10 protein-coding genes and 1 tRNA gene are annotated in these 19576 nt (G+C 42.6%); 9 read left to right on the forward strand and 2 right to left on the reverse strand.

Going from position 1 to position 19576, the window contains the following annotated elements:
* Positions 1-355: 355 nt before the first annotated feature.
* The 8 genes from AC4GME_RS10080 (at position 356) to AC4GME_RS10115 (ending at position 13895) form a co-directional block, all read left to right on the forward strand.
* Positions 356-5365 (forward strand): 2-oxoacid:acceptor oxidoreductase family protein, encoded by a 5010-nt coding sequence (locus tag AC4GME_RS10080; RefSeq protein WP_490375802.1) that lies wholly within the window; start codon positions 356-358, stop codon positions 5363-5365.
* A 2-nt stretch (positions 5366-5367) separates the two neighbouring features.
* Positions 5368-8112, forward strand: a complete 2745-nt coding sequence (locus AC4GME_RS10085; RefSeq protein ID WP_490375803.1) for a sulfide/dihydroorotate dehydrogenase-like FAD/NAD-binding protein — start codon at positions 5368-5370, stop codon at positions 8110-8112.
* Positions 8113-8339: 227 nt separating this feature from the next.
* Positions 8340-9194 carry a 4-(cytidine 5'-diphospho)-2-C-methyl-D-erythritol kinase gene (ispE, locus tag AC4GME_RS10090; RefSeq protein WP_490379334.1) on the forward strand — a complete coding sequence of 285 codons (855 nt, stop codon included), beginning with the start codon at positions 8340-8342 and terminating at the stop codon, positions 9192-9194.
* A gap of 90 nt (positions 9195-9284) precedes the next feature.
* Positions 9285-10232 carry a ribose-phosphate pyrophosphokinase gene (locus AC4GME_RS10095; protein WP_490375805.1) on the forward strand — a complete coding sequence of 316 codons (948 nt, stop codon included), beginning with the start codon at positions 9285-9287 and terminating at the stop codon, positions 10230-10232.
* Between the two features lie 256 nt (positions 10233-10488).
* Positions 10489-11115: a 50S ribosomal protein L25/general stress protein Ctc gene (locus AC4GME_RS10100; RefSeq protein ID WP_490375806.1), complete on the forward strand. Its 627-nt coding sequence runs from the start codon at positions 10489-10491 to the stop codon at positions 11113-11115.
* Positions 11116-11117: 2 nt separating this feature from the next.
* On the forward strand, positions 11118-11708 hold the full coding sequence (gene pth, locus AC4GME_RS10105) for an aminoacyl-tRNA hydrolase (protein ID WP_490375807.1): 591 nt from the start codon (positions 11118-11120) through the stop codon (positions 11706-11708).
* Between the two features lie 59 nt (positions 11709-11767).
* Complete coding sequence (gene ychF, locus AC4GME_RS10110; RefSeq protein ID WP_490375808.1) at positions 11768-12859, forward strand: redox-regulated ATPase YchF; 1092 nt, start codon at positions 11768-11770, stop codon at positions 12857-12859.
* Between the two features lie 490 nt (positions 12860-13349).
* Entirely contained in the window at positions 13350-13895 is a 546-nt protein-coding gene (locus AC4GME_RS10115; RefSeq protein WP_490375809.1) for a sugar O-acetyltransferase, read from the forward strand.
* A gap of 55 nt (positions 13896-13950) precedes the next feature.
* On the opposite strand, the gene AC4GME_RS10120 is transcribed toward AC4GME_RS10115, so the two are convergent.
* Together AC4GME_RS10120 and sbcD are read right to left on the reverse strand one after the other, a co-directional pair.
* Positions 13951-17655 carry an AAA family ATPase gene (locus AC4GME_RS10120; protein ID WP_490375810.1) on the reverse strand — a complete coding sequence of 1235 codons (3705 nt, stop codon included), beginning with the start codon at positions 17653-17655 and terminating at the stop codon, positions 13951-13953.
* The gene (sbcD, locus tag AC4GME_RS10125) at positions 17652-18866 is read right to left on the reverse strand and encodes an exonuclease subunit SbcD (RefSeq protein ID WP_490375811.1); all 1215 of its coding nucleotides are present in this window, start codon (positions 18864-18866) and stop codon (positions 17652-17654) included. The genes AC4GME_RS10120 and sbcD overlap by 4 nt, the downstream gene beginning before the upstream one ends.
* Positions 18867-19490: 624 nt before the next feature.
* Between sbcD and AC4GME_RS10130 the strand changes: the two genes are divergently transcribed.
* A tRNA-Met gene (locus tag AC4GME_RS10130) sits at positions 19491-19567 on the forward strand.
* Positions 19568-19576: the final 9 nt, after the last annotated feature.

A 19576-nucleotide genomic window follows, 5' to 3' on the forward strand; every position in this document is an offset into this window, starting at 1 on the left:
GCTTTCATCCATTTTTCCCACGCTTAAATAGATCTCCCAATTAACGGAATTGGTATAATTTCTGGCGAACAAGAGCAACCGTTTTTTCTGTTAAAGAATTTCTTCCAAGTACCTCCATCATCAGATCTGTAATACAAGCAATTTAAGTCTTTTTTTGTGAAGATCGGCGCATTTTCTGCTGGCCACTAGTCTAGTATTTCAATGGCACACATTTTGTTTTTCAAACAGTTATGGTTTAAAGCTGAGATACGCGCCTAAAGTTCCTGAACTGCCGGAATTTAATGGTGATTTGTATGTTGTTGGCCAAAGTCATCGACCAATTAGCTTGCCTAATACATACTAGGAGAAATAGCTCATGTCTTTATTGTCCAAATCAGCTAAGCAGCAACAAGATTTTCCGCAATACCCGGGGTTAGCAACTGTTATTCATGGTAATGGCGCGGTTGCACATGTTATGGATCATGTTTGCGGTGGGGTGATTGGTTATCCAATTACACCATCGACAGAAATTTCTGAACTATATGAAGAATTCCGTGCACAAGGCGGATGCAATGTTTGGGGTGAGCACCCCTTTTTCTTTGAGCCTGAAGGTGAGCACTCCGCACAAAGTGGTGCATTAGGAGCCGCGTTAACTGGTGGGAAATATATTTCCAATGCTTCTTCCAGTCAGGGTATCCTCTACGCTTTAGAATCTCATTATGTTACGGTTGGCAAAAAGGCGGCAGGGTTTGTACTTCATGTTGCAGCACGATCTGTCTCGCGTCATTCACTAAACGTCATGGCTGGCCATGATGATGTCTACGCCCTGCTCTCTGCCGGCTATACCACATTATTTGCCAGCAACGCCCAACAGGCGGCCGATTTAGCAGCCATCTCTTATCGTGTCAGTGCCCTTTCTCTAATTCCTGTCGCCAATACGATGGACGGTTTTGCCACCAGCCACATTCAAAGTCAAGTTATGCTGCCTGAGCCGGAAATGCTAAAACACTATCTCGGCGACCCTAGCGCGCGTATTGCAGCACCAACAGAAGCGCAACGAATGCTTTATGGTGCGAAAGGACGAGTATGGCAGCTCACCCGGTTTATTGACAAATATCAGGATCAGTTCTGGCCGGATAAGTGCCAAGCTTTAAAGGACTATATTGACCAGTATTGTGAGCAGTTAGAAGCTGATAGTAATGGCGAGCGCCTTAGCGAAAGCAATGCGTTCATTCCAGCAGAGTTACAAAAAAAATGGCGACGCACATGGCTAAATGCCTATCAAAAAGACAGTCGTCAACGCGTGCCCGCTTTAGTCGACACGCACAATCCTGGCTTAACCGGCGGTGTGCAGAATCAACCCGATTATCAAGCTGGTATCGTCGATCATAGTACCCATTTTATGAGTGATGTACCGCAGTTTATCGAACAAGCGATGAATGAGTACACACAATTAACAGGGCGTAAATATGAACCGGTTATGGAATTTATGTGCACTGATGCAGAGTACCTGCTGCTTGGTTTAGGCTCTGTTACTGATGATGCAGAAGCTGTTGCCAGTTATCTGCGCAGCCAAGGTCATAAAGTGGGGGTGATTTCCATTAAACAACTGCACCCGTTTCCTGAAGCACAATTAATTGAAAAACTAGCGGGTAAAAAATCAGTTACCATTCTTGAGCGTTGTGATGAAACGCGCCTTACAGAACGAGTCTCACGGGCTTTATTTAAAGCCAGTGAAAATGCTGTCACCCTTCGTCACAAAGGCATTATGCCGCTCACGAATCCACCGCAAATCAATACCGGTATCTTTGGATTAGGCGGCCATGATTTACAGCCTTGTCATCTGATCGCTGCATTTGAAAATATGTTTGCACAAAACAGTAAACCTTTTTTCTATTTAGGTAGTCAGTTCTTTGCATATACAGCATCGGGAGAGTTAAACGATAGCCAACAGCGTCTGCGTCAAGCTTACCCAGATACCGAGCTGATGGCATTAGAAACCGGTGAAAACCCGAACTTGCTGCCGGAAAGTGCAATGCGCATTCGTTTCCACTCTGTTGGTGGTTACGGCACCATTGCAACGGGTAAACTGCTCACCGACATTCTCGCTGGAGCACTCGGTTTACATTCTAAGTCAATGCCTAAATACGGTTCAGAAAAAAGTGGCGCGCCGACTAATTTCTTCATAACCCTGTCACCCGAGCCGATCAAAATTACCAACGCCGAACTTCAGCAAATTGAGGTTGTCTTGTCGCCAGATCACAAGGTGTTCATGCATACCAACCCACTCGCAGGGCTGACTGAAAACGGCACTTTTATTTTGCAAACCCACCATACGCCGCAGCAGGCATGGCAAAAGCTACCGCAAAGTGCCCGTCAATACATACGCGAGAAAAATATTAATTTTTATGTCGTCGATGCCTTTAAAGTTGCGCGTAAGCATGCGCCGACGCCTGACTTAGAAATTAGAATGATGGGCATTGCCTTTATTGGTGCCTTGTGCGGACATGCCAAGCAGGTGATTGAAGGTGCTGATGCACAGCAAATGCTAGAGCGTATTGAACGGCAAATTAAGAAGAAATTTGCCGTGAAAGGTGAAAAAGTCGTTGCCAGTAATATGGCGGTGATTCGGGATGGCGTGCAAGCAACACAAGCAGTGTGTTACGCCGACTTCACTGATAATGAAACAATCGAAACAGCAGCAACACAGAAACAACACAATAAAGCCAGCAACGCCAGCTGTGGCTTATTCGACCAGGCTTACTTTGATAATATTGCCGGTAAAAGCTACGCCGACGGTAGCATCAGCGAAGCTCCTGTTATTCCCGGTTCAGGCATGTTTCTGCCGCCTGCGAGTGCTGTAACTAAAGATAAAGGCTTGTTCCGTTTAAATGTCCCCTCATTCAACGCTGACAAATGTACGGGGTGTATGGAGTGTACGATTGCCTGTCCAGACGGCGCAATTCCTAATGCCGTGCATGAACTCCACGATATTTTAAACATCGCCATCGCCAAGCTTACTCTGCCACCAGCACAACTTGAACTTCTTAAGGCACAGGTTCCCCCTCTTTGTGATGCTATCCGTCATCAATATCGCAGTGCAGCTAAAGGAGAAACGCCGACTTTACATGATCTCATGGCAAAAGTTGTCGATAACATGACATTTGATAACCAAGCAGTGCAACAACACCTAGCCAGTGTTTGTGTCATGCTTGAAAATATACCAATGAGCCGCACTAAACCTTTTTTCGATGCCATGGAAAATGCACTGCCGGGATCGGGCGGGCTATTTAGTGTCGCTGTTGACCCAAGCAAATGTAGCGGCTGTATGGAATGTGTCGAGGTTTGCGGCCCTAAAGCACTTGTAAAAGTACGCCAAACCAGCGAACTCAACACGCAGATGCAGCAACGTTTTAACACCTTAGCAGAAATGCCAAACACCCCGATTCGCTTTATCGAACAGGCAACCCAGTCCAGTGGTGAAGCGAAACGCTTATTACTCGATCGTGATAATTACTATGCAATGAGTTCCGGTCATGGTGCTTGTCGAGGCTGTGGTGAAGTGACCGCGCTACGTTTAGTCACATCGATAAACCGCGCGCTACAACAACAACGCTATAATTCCCATATCAGGCAATTAGAAAATCTGCTTGCACAGTTAGAGGTTAAGCTCACTACAACGGTGTCTGATGAAAACGATCCAGACAGATCTGCGCGTATCCAACAAACAATCGCAACATTAGACAAACGTCTATTCCACTTTGAACATGGCCCGACGGGCAACGGTCCTTCTGATGCCCTTATTGCCAACGCCACAGGCTGTAGTAGTGTTTATGCATCAACATTCCCGTCAAATCCTTATAATGATCCCTGGGTAAATAGCCTGTTCCAAGATACACCGGCTGTTGCGAAGGGGTTATTTGAAGGTGAAGTCGCCAATCAGCTTGCGCAAATTAAAGCCATCCGCAGTGCAAAATTAGATATTGATGATCTCTATGATCCACAAATCCATGACAAGCAACTGCGCTATCTTGAGTGGACACAGCTTTCCGCTCAGGAACTGGCGTTACTGCCAACGGTATTCAGCATAGGTGGTGATGGTGCAACTTACGATATTGGTTTCGGTGCACTATCCCGCTTACTGACAACATCGACACCAATTAAAGTCGTAGTGCTTAATACCGGTAGTTACTCTAACACTGGTGGTCAAGCGTCGACCTCAAGCTTCACGGCTCAAGACTCTGATCTTAGTCGTTTCGGCGCCACGCACAGCGGTAAAGAAGAGGCGCGTAAAGAGTTAGGCATTATTGCTACCTTCCACCCGAAAGTGATGGTTGTACAAACCTCAACAGCACTACAGGGTCACTTCATGTCCAGCTTGATGGAATACTTGAACTATCAAGATGCCCCTGCTTTGTTTGACGTGTATACGCCATGCATGGGTGAACACGGTATTGCCGATGATGCCAGTACACGTCATTCACGATGGGCCGTTGAAAGTCGCATGAATCCTGTTTTTATTCATGATCCGCGTAAAGGTGCAACATTAGCAGAGCGCTTCTCATTAGAAGGAAACCCTGAAGTCCTGCAGGACTGGGCAACGCAAACCATTACTTATGCCGACGCTGATGGTATGACCCAATTAAAACAAGTGCCATTTACCCCTGCTGATTTTGCTTTGCAGGAAGGACGCTTTAAGAAACATTTCCAACCGCTCGATAGCAACGCATCGCTTGTAGAGGTGGCAGATTACATTGCGCTAAGCGCATCAGAGCGCATCGGGAAAGTGCCATTTGTCTGGTCAACAGATAAGCAGCAGCATTTAATCCAATTGCGTGTTTCTGATTCCATTATTGCCCTGACAGAAGAACGCTTAAACAATTGGCGAATGTTGCAGTACATCAGCGGTCAACAGCTTGTGAAAATTGAGCAAGATTACCAACTGCAGCTTAAGCAATGGCAACAACGCTATCAACAAGCTGTCGAAGCCAAAGAACAAGCGATCGATAGCATCGCCAATGGCTTAGCAGAACTGGCGATGACGACAGGCGCTTTCTCACCTGAGCAATCTATTCCAGTTACTCAGGTGGAAGCCGTACAATCAGCAGTCAGTGCATTATCCACTGATAAACCGTTAGTTGTTATTACGGATGAAAGACAAGGCGAATGTACTGACTGCAAAACTTGTTATCAGCAGTTAGGTGAATTATTTGAAAAAGTCACCATTGTTGATAACGGTATCGCGAAAGTCGTCAGCCGCGTTATCCCCGACGCACTGGAAAATACCGTAATAACCGATGAATTGATTAGCCGGGCTGCTCGTATCGCTGATGAGTGTGATGCTGAAATTATCCACCTCAATGCGCCAGCCGCGGCGGAGGTATAATTATGACTGCCACATTATCTCAATCGCAGCGCGACTTATTGATGCAGCGGATGGAGCAGGATCCGCTGCGCTTTCAGCAGATGATCATTGAAGAGAGCCAGCAGGCAATTCGGAAAATGCTCAAACAGGGCCGGCTGAACGCGGCCTTTACAGAAAAACTGTGGGAATTGTTACTGGCAAATAATGAGCTTAGTACAGCCTTACAGCGTTATTTATGGAGAAGTCCGCTTAAACAAAAACGTGCATTTATCCAAGGACTAGATCAATACCTATCCCCCCGATATCCTATGTTTAAAGGTTTATCTGAGGGATGGCCGGGGAAAAACAATATTCCCCCTTATGTCCGTCCTGCACAAGAACGGCGCAGAGACTTTGATCTGGTTAACCAGGGGTATCTTGGTTACATGGGGCTGGGGTACAGTTTACGGGAAGTGGATCTGTTTGTCTGGCTAGAAGTATTACGTGACAAACAATGTGAAGACAGCCCTTGTGAAGTCGGTATTCCACACTGTAACAAACAAGGTGAGACAACCGGAGAAAATGACGGTGGTTGTCCGGTAAAAATTCATATACCTCAAGCATTGAATCTGATGGGTGAAGGTAAGTTTAAAGACGCCTTTGAACTTATTCGCGATGCCAACCCGCTACCGAATGTAACCGGGCGAGTTTGTCCTCAAGAACTGCAGTGCCAGGGTGTGTGTACCCTTAACGAACGTCCAATTGAAATCGGACAACTCGAATGGTTCTTACCACAACGGGAACGTGAGTTAGATGACGGAACAGCAAACAATGTCGTAGTGTGCAACCCTTGGGCTGTAGCGACTAAACCGCCGGTTGCTATCGTAGGCTCAGGTCCATCAGGGCTGATTAACGCCTACCTGTTAGCTAAAGCGGGTTACCCCGTCACTGTATTTGAAGCATTTCACGCACTCGGTGGCGTACTGCGTTATGGTATTCCCGAGTTCCGTTTACCGAATCAGTTAATCGATGATGTGGTTGGCAAAATCAAAGAACTTGGCGGCCGCTTTGTGACTAACTACATTGTCGGTAAAACAGCCACGCTTGCTGACTTAAAACGCGCAGGCTTTGCACGGATATTTGTGGGAACAGGCGCTGGTTTACCTCGCTTTATGAATGTACCGGGTGAACATCTACTCAATATCATGTCGGCCAATGAGTTTTTAACCCGGGTTAACCTGATGCATGCTAATGAAGCAGAGTATGAAACCCCACTGCCTGAAGTGAAAGGCAAAGAGGTGATGATCATCGGTGGTGGTAATACCGCAATGGATGCCGCGCGTACCGCATGCCGTTTGGGTGCTAACGTAACGATTGTCTATCGACGTACCCAGCAGGAGATGCCTGCTCGCGTTGAAGAACTGCACCATGCGCTTGAAGAAGGGATCATGCTTAAAGAGCTGCGTTCTCCTTGTGAGTTTAACGGTGACAAAAACCATCAGCTTGCCAGTACTAAACTCGAGGTAATGGCATTGGGTGAGCCGGATGAATCGGGCCGTCGCCGCCCGCAGGCAACGGGTGAAACTGAGTTAATGCAGGTTGATTTAGCCATCATGGCGCTCGGTAACAACACCAATCCAATTGTGAAAGATGCAGAGCCCGATTTAGAAACATCCAAATGGGGCACTGTACTCCTCAACAAAGGCTCACAACAAACCTCGTTAAGCGGTATTTACAGTGGTGGTGATGCAACCCGCGGCGGCTCTACTGCGATTAAAGCCGCAGGTGACGGCCAAGCTGCAGCACAAGAAATCATGCAGGATTTTCATTTCAATAGCAAAGAAGTTAGCAATCTTGTTGAACAAGCGAGTCGCTATACAGACTTGGGACAAACAGCAGCGGAAATCGTTACACGCAGTCAGTTAACTGATGGCATTGTTGAATTCACCATCAAAGCGCCCTTAATTGCACAATCAGCCAAAGCCGGACAGTTTGTCCGCGTGTTAGCCGATGATAAAGGTGAACTGCTACCATTAACCCTTGCTGACTGGAGCCGAGAAGACGGCACCATAGTGCTGGTCATCCAAGGCCTAGGCAGCAGCTCAAAAATCATCAACCAGATGCAGGAGGGAGACTGTTTTGCTGCTATTGCAGGTCCACTTGGCCAGGCAAGTCATATGGTCAAACATCCTGAAAAGCAGCGCGTCATATTCACCGCCGGTGGTGTGGGTTTACCTGCTGTATACCCGATTATGCGTGCGCAACTTGAAATAGGTAACAAGGTCACCCTAATCACAGGGTTCAGAGGTCTCGATTTTTGCTTCTGGACAGAAGAAGACGGTCGCGTTGAAACCTTACGTCGCCAATACCCGGATCTACTTGAAGTCATTTATGCAAGTAACGATGGTACTTTGGGGATTAAAGGCTTTGTCACCATGCCACTCGAAGAGATGCTGATTAGTAATCGAGACAGTGTCGGAGAGCCTATTGCAGAAGTTATCACTATTGGTCCACCAATGATGATGCGGGCAGTGAGTGATTTAACGCTAGATTATAATGTTGCATGTATTGCCAGCCTTAACTCCATCATGGTGGACGCAACGGGAATGTGCGGTGCGTGTATGGTGCCAGTCATGGAAAATGGCAAACTCATCCGTAAGCATGCTTGTATTGATGGTCCTGAAATAAACAGTCATATTATCGACTGGGATAAGTTCTTACCTCGGTTTAGTCAATTTAAACCGCAAGAATATCAGAGCCAGATCGATCATCACTTAATTGATGAGTAGTTTGGGTATACACATCGCTAACCTGAACTCAGGTTGGCGATGTTAACCTAAAAGCTAGAGCGGGCTGAAAAAATCTATCTGCTTTCATTACCACGAGCAAATTACGATAAATATCGTATTTCAATATAAAAAAACAGGATAAACACTGTATTTAAAAAGTCTAAGCCACTACTATTCTCAACCCTCAACAGAAGCACAACTTACCCGTACTAATAAAGAGAGAAAGCATGATTAAAACAGAGACTGTTCGCTGGCCTGCTCCCGCGAAACTCAATCTATTTTTATATATCAACGGCCAGCGTAAAGATGGATATCATGAACTACAAACTCTATTTCAATTTATCGATATTTGTGATTATTTATCTATCAGCCCAAATCTTTCCGGGGAAATAACGCTTTCTGAAAATATTGAAGGCGTGCAATTAAGCGATAACCTCATTTATAAAGCCGCCATGATATTAAAAAAAAGAGCCCCCGAGAATGCTGGTGCATTTATTAAGATCGAGAAAAATTTACCTATGGGTGGCGGCTTGGGTGGCGGATCATCAGATGCAGCAACAACCTTAGTAGCATTAAATTATCACTGGGATCTCAATTTACAAGCACAGGAACTGGCTGAAATGGGTGTTGAATTGGGCGCAGATGTTCCGGTATTTATACTTGGAAAAGCGGCTATTGCAGAAGGTATTGGTGAATTATTAAGCCCCGTCAACCCCACTGAAAACAGTTATCTGGTTGCAGTACCTGACTGCCATATTTCAACGCCAACAATATTTCAAGCTGCAGATCTTATTCGCAATACAACAAAGCAGAACCACCTGCAATTAATGAGTCAAAATTGGCTAAATGACTGCCAGCCTTGTGTAAAAAATAACTATCCTAAGGTTGCCAAGATAATAGAGTGGTTGATAGAATACGCCCCGACTCGGCTGACTGGAACTGGAGCATGTGTTTTTAGCACATTTACCAGTATTCATGATGCTCAAGTTGTTTTGGATAAAACCCCTGAATGGATAAATGCTTTTACCGCGCAAGGGTTAAATAATTCGCCGCTCAATGAATTATTATCCACACTGAATTAAAAAGTTATTGATTATTAATAATCAATAACAAATGTTAATTAGCATGTTGCTTTTTAACACAAACCGAACAGGATGACAGAGGTCCTCACAGTGCCAAATATGAAACTATTTGCAGGTAACGCGACACCCGATCTAGCACAAAAAATTGCAGATCGTCTTTTCATTAAACTAGGAAGTGCTGAAGTTGGTCGCTTTAGTGATGGAGAGATCCACGTACAAATTAACGAGAACGTACGTGGCGATGATATTTTCATCGTTCAATCGACTTGTGCACCAACAAACGATAACCTAATGGAACTAATCGTAATGATTGATGCGCTTCGTCGCGCATCTGCGGGACGTATTACTGCTGTTATTCCTTACTTTGGTTATGCCCGTCAAGACCGTCGCGTTCGCTCAAGCCGTGTACCTATTACAGCAAAAGTGGTTGCGGACTTCTTGTCAAATGTCGGTGTTGACCGCGTATTAACCGTTGATCTGCATGCAGAACAGATTCAAGGTTTCTTTGATGTGCCTGTTGATAACGTCTTTGGCAGCTCTGTACTTCTTGAAGATATGTTAGAGAAGAAACTGGATAACCCAATGATCGTTTCTCCTGATATTGGCGGTGTTGTACGTGCTCGTGCACATGCTAAATTATTAAACGATGCAGACCTTGCTATCATTGATAAACGTCGTCCAAAAGCAAACGTTGCGCAGGTAATGCACCTGATCGGTGATGTTGAAGACCGTAACTGTATTATCGTTGATGATATGATCGATACCGGCGGCACACTATGTCAAGCCGCAGCTGCTCTTAAAGAGCGTGGTGCGAAATCTGTTTATGCTTACGCAACACATGCCGTATTCTCCGGAAAAGCAGCTGAAAACATCAAAAACTCTGTCATTGATGAATTTATTGTTGCTGATTCAATTCCTCTTTCAGAAGAGATTATTGCAACAGGTAAAGTTAAGCAGTTAACATTAAGCGGTATGCTAGCTGAAGCTATTCGTCGCGTAAGCAACGAAGAATCAATTTCGGCAATGTTTCATTATTAATCATTGCCAATTAAACGATTAACCTGCGTTAATTAGTTTAAAAAACAAAAACGCTTAATTGCAGTGCAATTAAGCGTTTTTTTATGCCTGAAGTTTGTTTTAATGTTGTACAAAATTCTTCCGCTACGTTATTATGGCGCGCCTTTTTTATCCCTCATTAAGATGAGCGGATAAGGTGGTTTTATCTGGTCGCAAGATAAAATCTATTTTAAATTTGAGGAACTTTATAAAGTACCCTCGTTATTGGAGTTACACCATGTCTATTAAATTAATCGCAAAAATCCGTACTGATCTAGGGAAAGGTGCGAGCCGCCGCCTACGTCATGCAGATCTAGTTCCAGCAATCGTTTACGGTGCAGACAAAGAGCCAGTATCAGTAACTTTTGAACAAAAAGAACTACGTAAAGTTGAAGCTGTTGAAGCTTTTTACTCTTCAGTTCTAGACTTAGAAATCGATGGTGTTGCAGAGCAAGTTTTACTTAAAGCTATTCAACGTCACGCATTTAAAGAACGCATTCAACATTTAGATCTTCTACGTGTTGATGCATCTCAAAAACTTCACACAACAGTTCCACTACACTTCATTAACGTAGATGCTTCAGAAGCTGTTAAAAATGGTGGTGTAGTTTCTCACATCGCTAATGAAGTTGAAGTTTCTTGTCTACCTGCTGACTTACCTTCATTTATTGAAGTTGATATCAGCAAAATGGCTATCGGCGATACAGTGCATATCTCTGACTTAACACTTCCTGAAGGTGTTGAATCAGTTGAACTAGCGAAAGGTACATCTCATGACCTGCCATTAGTTTCAATTGCACTAGCTAAGAAAGCTGCTGTAGCAGAAGAAGAAGTAGCAACTGCAGAAGCACCAGCTGCTGAATAATCGTGTCCATTACGATTAAATTGCTTGTGGGCCTGGCTAATCCAGGCCCCGAATATGCACAAACAAGACACAATGCCGGGCAATGGTATTTAAACCAATTCGCCTCTCAAGAAAATATCCAACTTAAAGCTGAAGCAAAGTTTTACGGCTTGACTGGACGCATTCAATTTGCAGGTAATGATCTGCGCCTTCTTGTACCTACTACCTTTATGAACCTTAGTGGCAAGTCTGTTGCTGCAATGGCGAATTTTTATCGTATTAAACCTGAAGAGATCCTCGTTGCACATGATGAGTTAGATCTGTCTCCCGGTATTGCGAAGTTTAAACTCGGTGGCGGTCATGGCGGTCATAACGGCTTAAAAGATATTATCTCCAAACTCGGCAATAATAAAAATTTCTATCGTCTGCGAATTGGCATTGGTCATCCAGGTGACCGAAATAGAGTCAGTGGTTTTGTACTTGGCAAAGCACCAAGCAGTGAACAAAATCTGATTGACCAAAGTATTGATGAAGCTGCTCGTTGCACCCATATTTTAGGGCAAGACGGACTAGCAAAAGCGATGAATCGCTTACATAGTTTTAAAGCTGAATAATATTCCATTAAAACTATCTCTCAATTAACACAAATAACTAACAAAATAGGATACTAATCATGGGTTTCAAATGTGGCATCGTCGGCTTACCAAATGTTGGTAAATCAACATTATTTAACGCGCTAACAAAAGCGGGCATTGAAGCTGCAAACTTTCCATTTTGTACGATTGAGCCTAATACTGGTATCGTGCCTGTTCCTGATCCTCGCCTTGATCAATTAGCTGAAATTGTAAACCCGCAGCGCGTATTGCCTACAACAATGGAATTTGTTGATATTGCCGGTTTAGTTGAAGGCGCATCAAAAGGTGAAGGCTTGGGTAATAAATTCCTTGCGAACATTCGTGAAACAGATGCAATCGGTCACGTTGTACGTTGTTTCCAGGATGATAATATCGTTCATGTGGCGGGTAAAATCCATCCTAAAGATGATATTGAGATCATCAATACCGAACTGGCACTTGCTGATTTAGAAAGCTGTGATCGCAGCCTGTTACGTATCGCTAAAAAAGCGAAAGGTGGCGATAAAGATGCCAAATTTGAAATGCCTGTTTTGGAAAAAATTAAAGCACATCTTGAAGCTGACGGCATGGTACGCGGTCTTGATTTAACTAAAGAAGAAAAAGAAGCGGTTGCTTACCTTAACTTCTTAACAGGTAAACCAACCATGTACATCGCTAATGTTAGTGAAGATGGTTTTGAAGATAATGAATATTTAGATCAAGTTCGTGAAATTGCAGAGCAAGAAGGTTCTGTTGTCGTGCCTGTTTGTGCTGCCATAGAGTCAGAAATTGCTGAGCTTGATGAAGAAGACAAAAAAGAGTTCTTAGAAGGTATTGGTCAGGAAGAGCCGGGCTTAAACCGTGTAATCAACAGTGGCTACGAGTTACTGCATTTACAAACCTACTTTACAGCAGGTGTAAAAGAAGTTCGTGCCTGGACGGTTAAAGTGGGTGCAACAGCACCTCAGGCAGCAGGTGTTATTCATACCGATTTTGAACGTGGTTTTATCCGTGCTGAAATTATTGGTTTTGATGATTTTATCGAATACAAAGGTGAAGCGGGCGCAAAAGAAGCGGGTAAATGGCGTTTAGAAGGCAAAAACTATATCACTAAAGATGGTGATGTTATCCACTTCCGCTTTAATGTTTAAGCAATAGTTCAAACTATCTGTACAAATATAATAAAGGCAACTTCGGTTGCCTTTATTTTTCCGCCAAGCAACTCCACAGCATGCTATAACTACCTCTATTGCGCCACCTGAAGGTGATGCAGTAGCAAATGCTCGTATGCCTATCCCCTAGTATTGGACGGTGTAAATATTTCCTTATCTTGAAAACTGCTATCTGCTCGATCCAACCAAGTATATTCAGAGATTGGAAGATCCTGAGGTTTGAATATTTTTAAAGTGTCCAGCAGTTCCTGGGCTTGCTTAAAATAAAGAAAGTGAAAAGTAATCCAAGATAAACTTCATTTATAGGCTTGTTCATAAAATTTGCATCGCCAGCATATTAGCTCGTTATTATTAATTGATACAAAACCAGATTTGCTATTGTTCAGCCTTGCACTTGCTTTTATAAGGAGATCTACAGTTAATTTTAGATTAAAGTAGGATTTAACATTTATAAAACAGGTAATCACTAATGACAGAATTTGAAAAAATGCAATTAGGATTGGATTACGATGCACTGGCCCCTGAATTTAATCAGCTACGCGATCAGGCTTTTGCGCTTTTGCAAAGCATCAACCAACGCCAGTTCAATAAGGCAAAACCATACTTTAAGCAGCTTTTAAAAAGTTTTGGCGAAAACAGCATCATCTGTCCGCCCTTCCTATGTGAATATGGAAAAACCATTTCAGTCGGTCGAGATACCTATATCAACATGGGGGTCACCATGTTAGATAATTCACCGATCACTATTGGCAGTCATGTATTAATTGGTCCTAGTACACAATTTTATACGCCTTCTCATCCAATTGATCATCGCAAACGCAGGAACTGGGAAATAACATGTTTGCCGATTACCGTTGAAGATGATGTTTGGATTGGTGGTAATGTGTCTGTTTGTCAGGGGGTGACCATTGGTGCCCGTTCAATTGTTGCAGCTGGTTCAGTAGTAACTAAAGATGTTGCTCCAGATACTATGGTTGGTGGACAACCAGCCAAACTTATCAAACGTTTGGATTAGGCTCATATATACAGGGTTGCTGTTTCACTTGGCAAGTGAAACAGCAAATAAGCATCTAACTATCTTCGATAAATTGGTACTGAGCATCTAACTTACTGTAACCCGCTCCACTCCCCTTTTGCACATGGATCTGCTTATTAATACGCTCTTTAAGTGCATCTACATGGGAAATGACGCCGATTAATTTACCCGTTGCGTTTAACCTTTCCAGTGCATCAAGGGCTATTTCCAAGGTGTTCGCATCTAATGTGCCAAAGCCTTCATCTAAAAACAGTGATTCTATTTGCGTTTTATGACTGACCAGATTAGACAAGGCTAACGCCAAGCCAAGGCTCACTAAAAAGCTTTCTCCACCTGATAAGGTTTTTACATCACGCAGTGCATTTGCCTGCCATAAATCAATCACCTGCAATGCTAAGGGTTCATCAATATTACGCTGTAATTGATAACGCTGATGCAGATTCGCCATCTCTTTATTGGCAAGATAAACTAAATTATCCAAAGTCAGGCCTTGTGCAAAAGTTCTAAATTTACTGCCATCGGCAGAGCCAATCAGTTTATTAAGCATTGCCCACTGCTGCGATATCTCTTTCTGTTTTTGTTGCTCTACAAGCAACGCGGCTTGCTGTGCTTTTAAACGAATGTCAGCTTGTAATTTTCCTTTTAGCTCAACCAATTGATCATTTAACAGATCATAAGCTGACTTTTGCGCAGCTAATTCATTTTCTAACGTTATTGAATCTTTTTCTGTCACCAATAGCTTAATATGATTTTCCAGGTTCTGTTTTGCCGAATTTAAACGTGTCAGCTCTGTTAACAATTGCTCGTTAAGTTGCTTTTGCTGCTGCAATAAAGTGCTTAACTGAGCTGCAGATAAACGAGAATCAATAAACGCTTGCTGATCAGTAAAAGCACTCTCTGTTAATAACTGCTCAAAAACAGCTGACAGTGTTTGCTGTTGTTTTTGCAGCGCTACTTGTTGATTATTTTGTTCCGCCATCTGCCCTGACAAACGGGCATATTCGCCTTCAATCTCTTGTGATTTTTTATTGGCGATCTCTAGCAACTGAGCTAATTGTAGTTTTTCAGATTCAATTTTATCTCGTATCTGCTGCTGACTTTGCTGACCAAATTCAGCCAGCCTTTGCGCCTGCAGCTGTTGCAGTTTTTCCTGATTAGCTTGCCATTGCAGCCGCAGCTGCTGTAAGGATGTTTCTATATGCCCCTGCTGTTGTTTGTGCAGCTCTAATTCATGCCCCTGCTTTTCCAGCAAGCTTTGCAGGGTCACCTGCTGTGCCTGCATCGACTGATACAATACGATGCTGTTTTTCTGTTTTTCAATCCATAGCTCAGGATTAGCGAATAATTTATCTACTTCAACGGGCTCATTTAATAACAGCTCGGGTAACTGCTGCTTAATGCTGTTTTGATTCTCTTCAAGTTGAACGAGTAATGCTTGTTGCTCTTTTTGCAGACGTTGCTGTTCATTTTCATAAACCCTGCTTTGGCTATTAAGCTGCTGCTGCTTATTATCATTATCATGAACTTGCAGCGTTAAGCCCTGCACCGCTTGTTGCAATGCGGGTAAGCCCTCTTCTATCTGCTGTAATTGTTTTTGCAGATTTTCAATATTACTGCGTTTTTCTTGTAAATTCTGCCCTAAAAACAGTAAATCTTGCTGGCTATTTTCTTGATATTCAAGTGTTGCTAAATAAGGGCTTGCTTGCCATTCCGATAATAGCAGTGCAAGAGATTCGTTAAGCTGTTGCGCTTGTGCTTGATATGTTTTTAGTTGCTTGGCATCGGCTTTGCTTTGGGCTAATAAATCCCGGTAATCATCACGCACTTTATTTAATTGCAGCTCTTTTTTCTGCAGTGCTAACTGCGTTTCCGGTACATCTAAAGGCTGATAATCGAGTATGGCAGGATGCTCACATGAGCCACATAATGGACAAGGCTGATTTTCCTGTAATTGTTTCTTAAGATCACTTAGTTGTGCAAGAACTTGTTCTTGTTCTAACAGTTTCTGCAAGGCAAGTGTTTGCGCTTTGCATTCTTGCCCGGCAAGTTCTGCAACGTTAAGCGCCTGCTGATTGCTATTAATCCCCAGTTCTAAATCAGTAATGCATTTTTGCGTAGCTAATAAGCGCCCTCGGGTTTCATCTAACTGCCGAGTCAAAGAAAGTGCCTGCTGATTTTGCGCTTGCTGTTCAAGTACCTGCATTAATGACTCATTTACCTGCATTGAACTGCTGAATTGAAAATCCTTTAATAGGCTCTCTTTTTGTTGTACTTGGACCTGCAAAGCCAACTGTTGTACTTGTAACTGTTGTGCACTTTCACTCGCTTGCCTGTTATGCTCAATCAATAGGCTTTGCTGGCTATTTTGCTTCTGCTGCATCTCTGAACTGGCTAGTTTTAGCTTATTTAATTGCGCTTGTTGCTTTATATACAGTGAAAATTGTTGTTCGATAACAGGTAATGTCTCTTGTAAATCCTGTGACACTTGCTGTTTCTGCAAGCTGTTATTGAGTTCATGCAAAGCAATAGTATTGATATTTTGCTTTTCAAGCCCGGCATCTAACCTCTTTTGACTGGCAGTTAATAAATCCGTTTGTTTATCAAGCTCGATCGATTGCTCTGAACACTGCAAAGATAATTGACTGATTTTCACATCTAAAGGTACCAACTGTTCTGTCAGTTGCATTAATTTAAATTGCTGCTCTTTTTGTTGTGATTTTTCCTGCTCAGTTAATTTTCCAACTTGATTTTTAGCTTCGACTAACTGCTTATTTGATGCCTCTCTTTTTTGTTGACTGAGCGACAATTGCTCACTATTGTGCTGCAGCTGCTTACGATTTATTAGCAGATCTTGGTAAGGTTGCTCCAGTTGCTTGGCTTTTTCAGCCAGTTCAATGGCTAATACCTTATCTTTAAAAGCAATCGACGCTTGCTCGCAAGTTTGCAGCGTTTTCAGCTGCGTCTCTACTTGAGACTTTAATAGCTCACCGTTTTTTAACCATAATAATGCGTATTCAATACTTTTTGAGCTTGTTTGCAGCGTTTGTTTTTCAATTTCAAGCGACGCGACTTGCTCTTTTAATTGTTCGACCTGCAGATCAGAAAGCACCTCTAATACATCAGCTTGCTTAATTAACAGCTCTAACTCGGCCTGCACCTGTTTATTTCGCTCAAAAACATGTTTAGCAATTTCACAATAAATTTCAGTGCCAGTTAACTCTTCTAATAATTCCGCACGCTCTTTCGGACTGGCATTTAAAAATGCCGCAAATCCACCTTGCGCTAATAACATCGATTTAGTAAATCGAGAGAAATCGAGTCCTGTAAGCTCAATCACTTGCTTTAGCACTTCACTGCTTTTGGTACATAAAATATCACCATTTATTTCAGCTAACTCACATTGCGGCGCTTGTAACTTACCTGTTGCGCTTTTTCTCGCTCTTTTCTGCTCCCAAAAAACCCGATAACCTTTGCCTTTTACACTAAATTCAACTTCCGATGAACAATCTCCGGTCCCGCGCGTCATCAGTTCATTTTTACTTTGCGTTAAACGATCCAGGCGCGGGGTTTGCTGATATAGCGCCAGACAAATTGCATCTAAAATGGTACTTTTACCCGCGCCCGTTTGCCCGGTAATAACAAATAATCCATTTTCAGTAAAATCGTCATCCTGAAAATCAATTTTCCACTGCCCTTTTAATGAATTTAAATTTTTGAAACGTAATGAAAGAATTTTCATGATTTATGCTCCACTTCAGAGCAAACTTCAGCGAATAGATCCGTTAATTGCTGTTTCTGTTGTTCGCTATAACCATCTTCAATCTGCAAACGATGCTCAAAAAGATCCATCGGAGTAAGATTGTCCAGTGTCGATTTTTCGTTGTCTTGCCATTGATTATTTTCATTCACTTTAGGGCTACTGATTTTTAATATTTCAATCGCACTGTCTTCTACCTGCTCACTCAATACTCCATGTACATCAGAAAGATAAAAAGCTTGCTGCAGTTTGACTTCTATCCAGGCACTTTCGCCATTTAACTTTTGTTTAAGTTGCTGCAGCTGTTCAATCACTGACTCTAAATCGCCACTTATTACCTGCATATTCTGAAAATTGGGTATAATGATTTCATTGACGGTCAAAGGCGAGTTTTCATCAAACTCGATAACATTGATTTTTTTCTGCTGTTTGCTTTCATCAAAACTTAATGCAATAGGTGAACCGCTATAACGAATATATTCTGATTTTTGTACCTTTTGTGCACGGTGCAGATGACCAAGCGCAATATAGTCAAAATCAGGGAAGAGTGAAGCTGGAAATGCAGTCAGAGTACCAATATAGATATCACGTACAGATTCAGAAACAGAGCAGCCAACTGCAGTTAAGTGCCCGGTTGCAATGATTGGTAATTTCGTCTGTGTAGATTGGCTTTTAGCTAGCTCATAAATTTTTTGATACGCATTATGAATGCCTTGTTGTAAATTCATTTGCTTTTGTTCAGCCGACATTCCTTGTTCACTGCTCATTACATCCTGAGCGCGTAAAAAGGGTAACGCGCAAACCAATGCCTTTTGCTTATTATTTTCATCTAGCAGTGCAATAATATGCTCATTTAAATCATCACTTAATCCCGCAAGTACCGATACATTTAATACTTGTAAAAGATCTTTGCTTTCATTTAATACTGCAACACTATCATGATTACCTGAAACAATAATGAGATGGCGGCAAAGGCTCTTCTGCAATCTGACGATAAAGTCACTATATAGTTTACGCGCATATGAGGGTGGTGAAGCACTATCGAATATATCACCGGCCACAATCACAGCCTCTATACTTTCCTTTTTGACAACTTCAAGCAACCAGTTTAAAAAAGCCAAATGTTCGGCTTCTCTGGTTTTCATCATAAAATACTGACCAAGGTGCCAATCTGACGTATGTAATATCTTCATTTAATGCTCTCGTTACGGCTGTATACCCAAGCTACCTCAAGATGCAAGAATCAGCAAGTCGATAAATGATGAGATTCTAGGCAGAAGGTTGATGATCTAGTCATTCTAAATCAAAGCCTTCTAACAACGAAGATCATCGTTTATCGCCTTGCCCTTCGGGAGTTTCGCCCGAAAGCTAGCACTGCGTTGCAACACTTGAAAAGGGAATAACCATTCTCATCATGTTGCGTCTTGTTCTAGCATCCGGGCGAAACTCTGAATTTGCATCTTGAAGTAGTTTGGGTATATATCTCAAACCACCTGGTATTGGGATATTTAATGCCATCAAGTTTACCAACTTCATACTTAGAAAACCGTTTTTCAAATATAAAATAAAGTAACTGCAGATAATAAGCTGTATTCGCAAATAGGGATCTGTCCTTTAATTAAAAAAAGCATTTTTAGCAGCCTATTCGCTGTTTTTTGTTCAAAATAAGATCAAGATGATTAGCAATTAAGCAAACGAAATAAAAATCACATTTTTTAACAAAAAATAGTTGACGGCAATCATCGATATCCGCATAATGCGCCCCATCGAAACGACGACTGCTTAGCAGGATGAGTTAAGATTAAAGTAAATAGAATGGCTAAATAGCTCAGCTGGTTAGAGCACATCACTCATAATGATGGGGTCCCAAGTTCAAATCTCGGTTTAGCCACCATTTACTTTA

The organism is Psychromonas sp., from assembly GCF_983033635.1.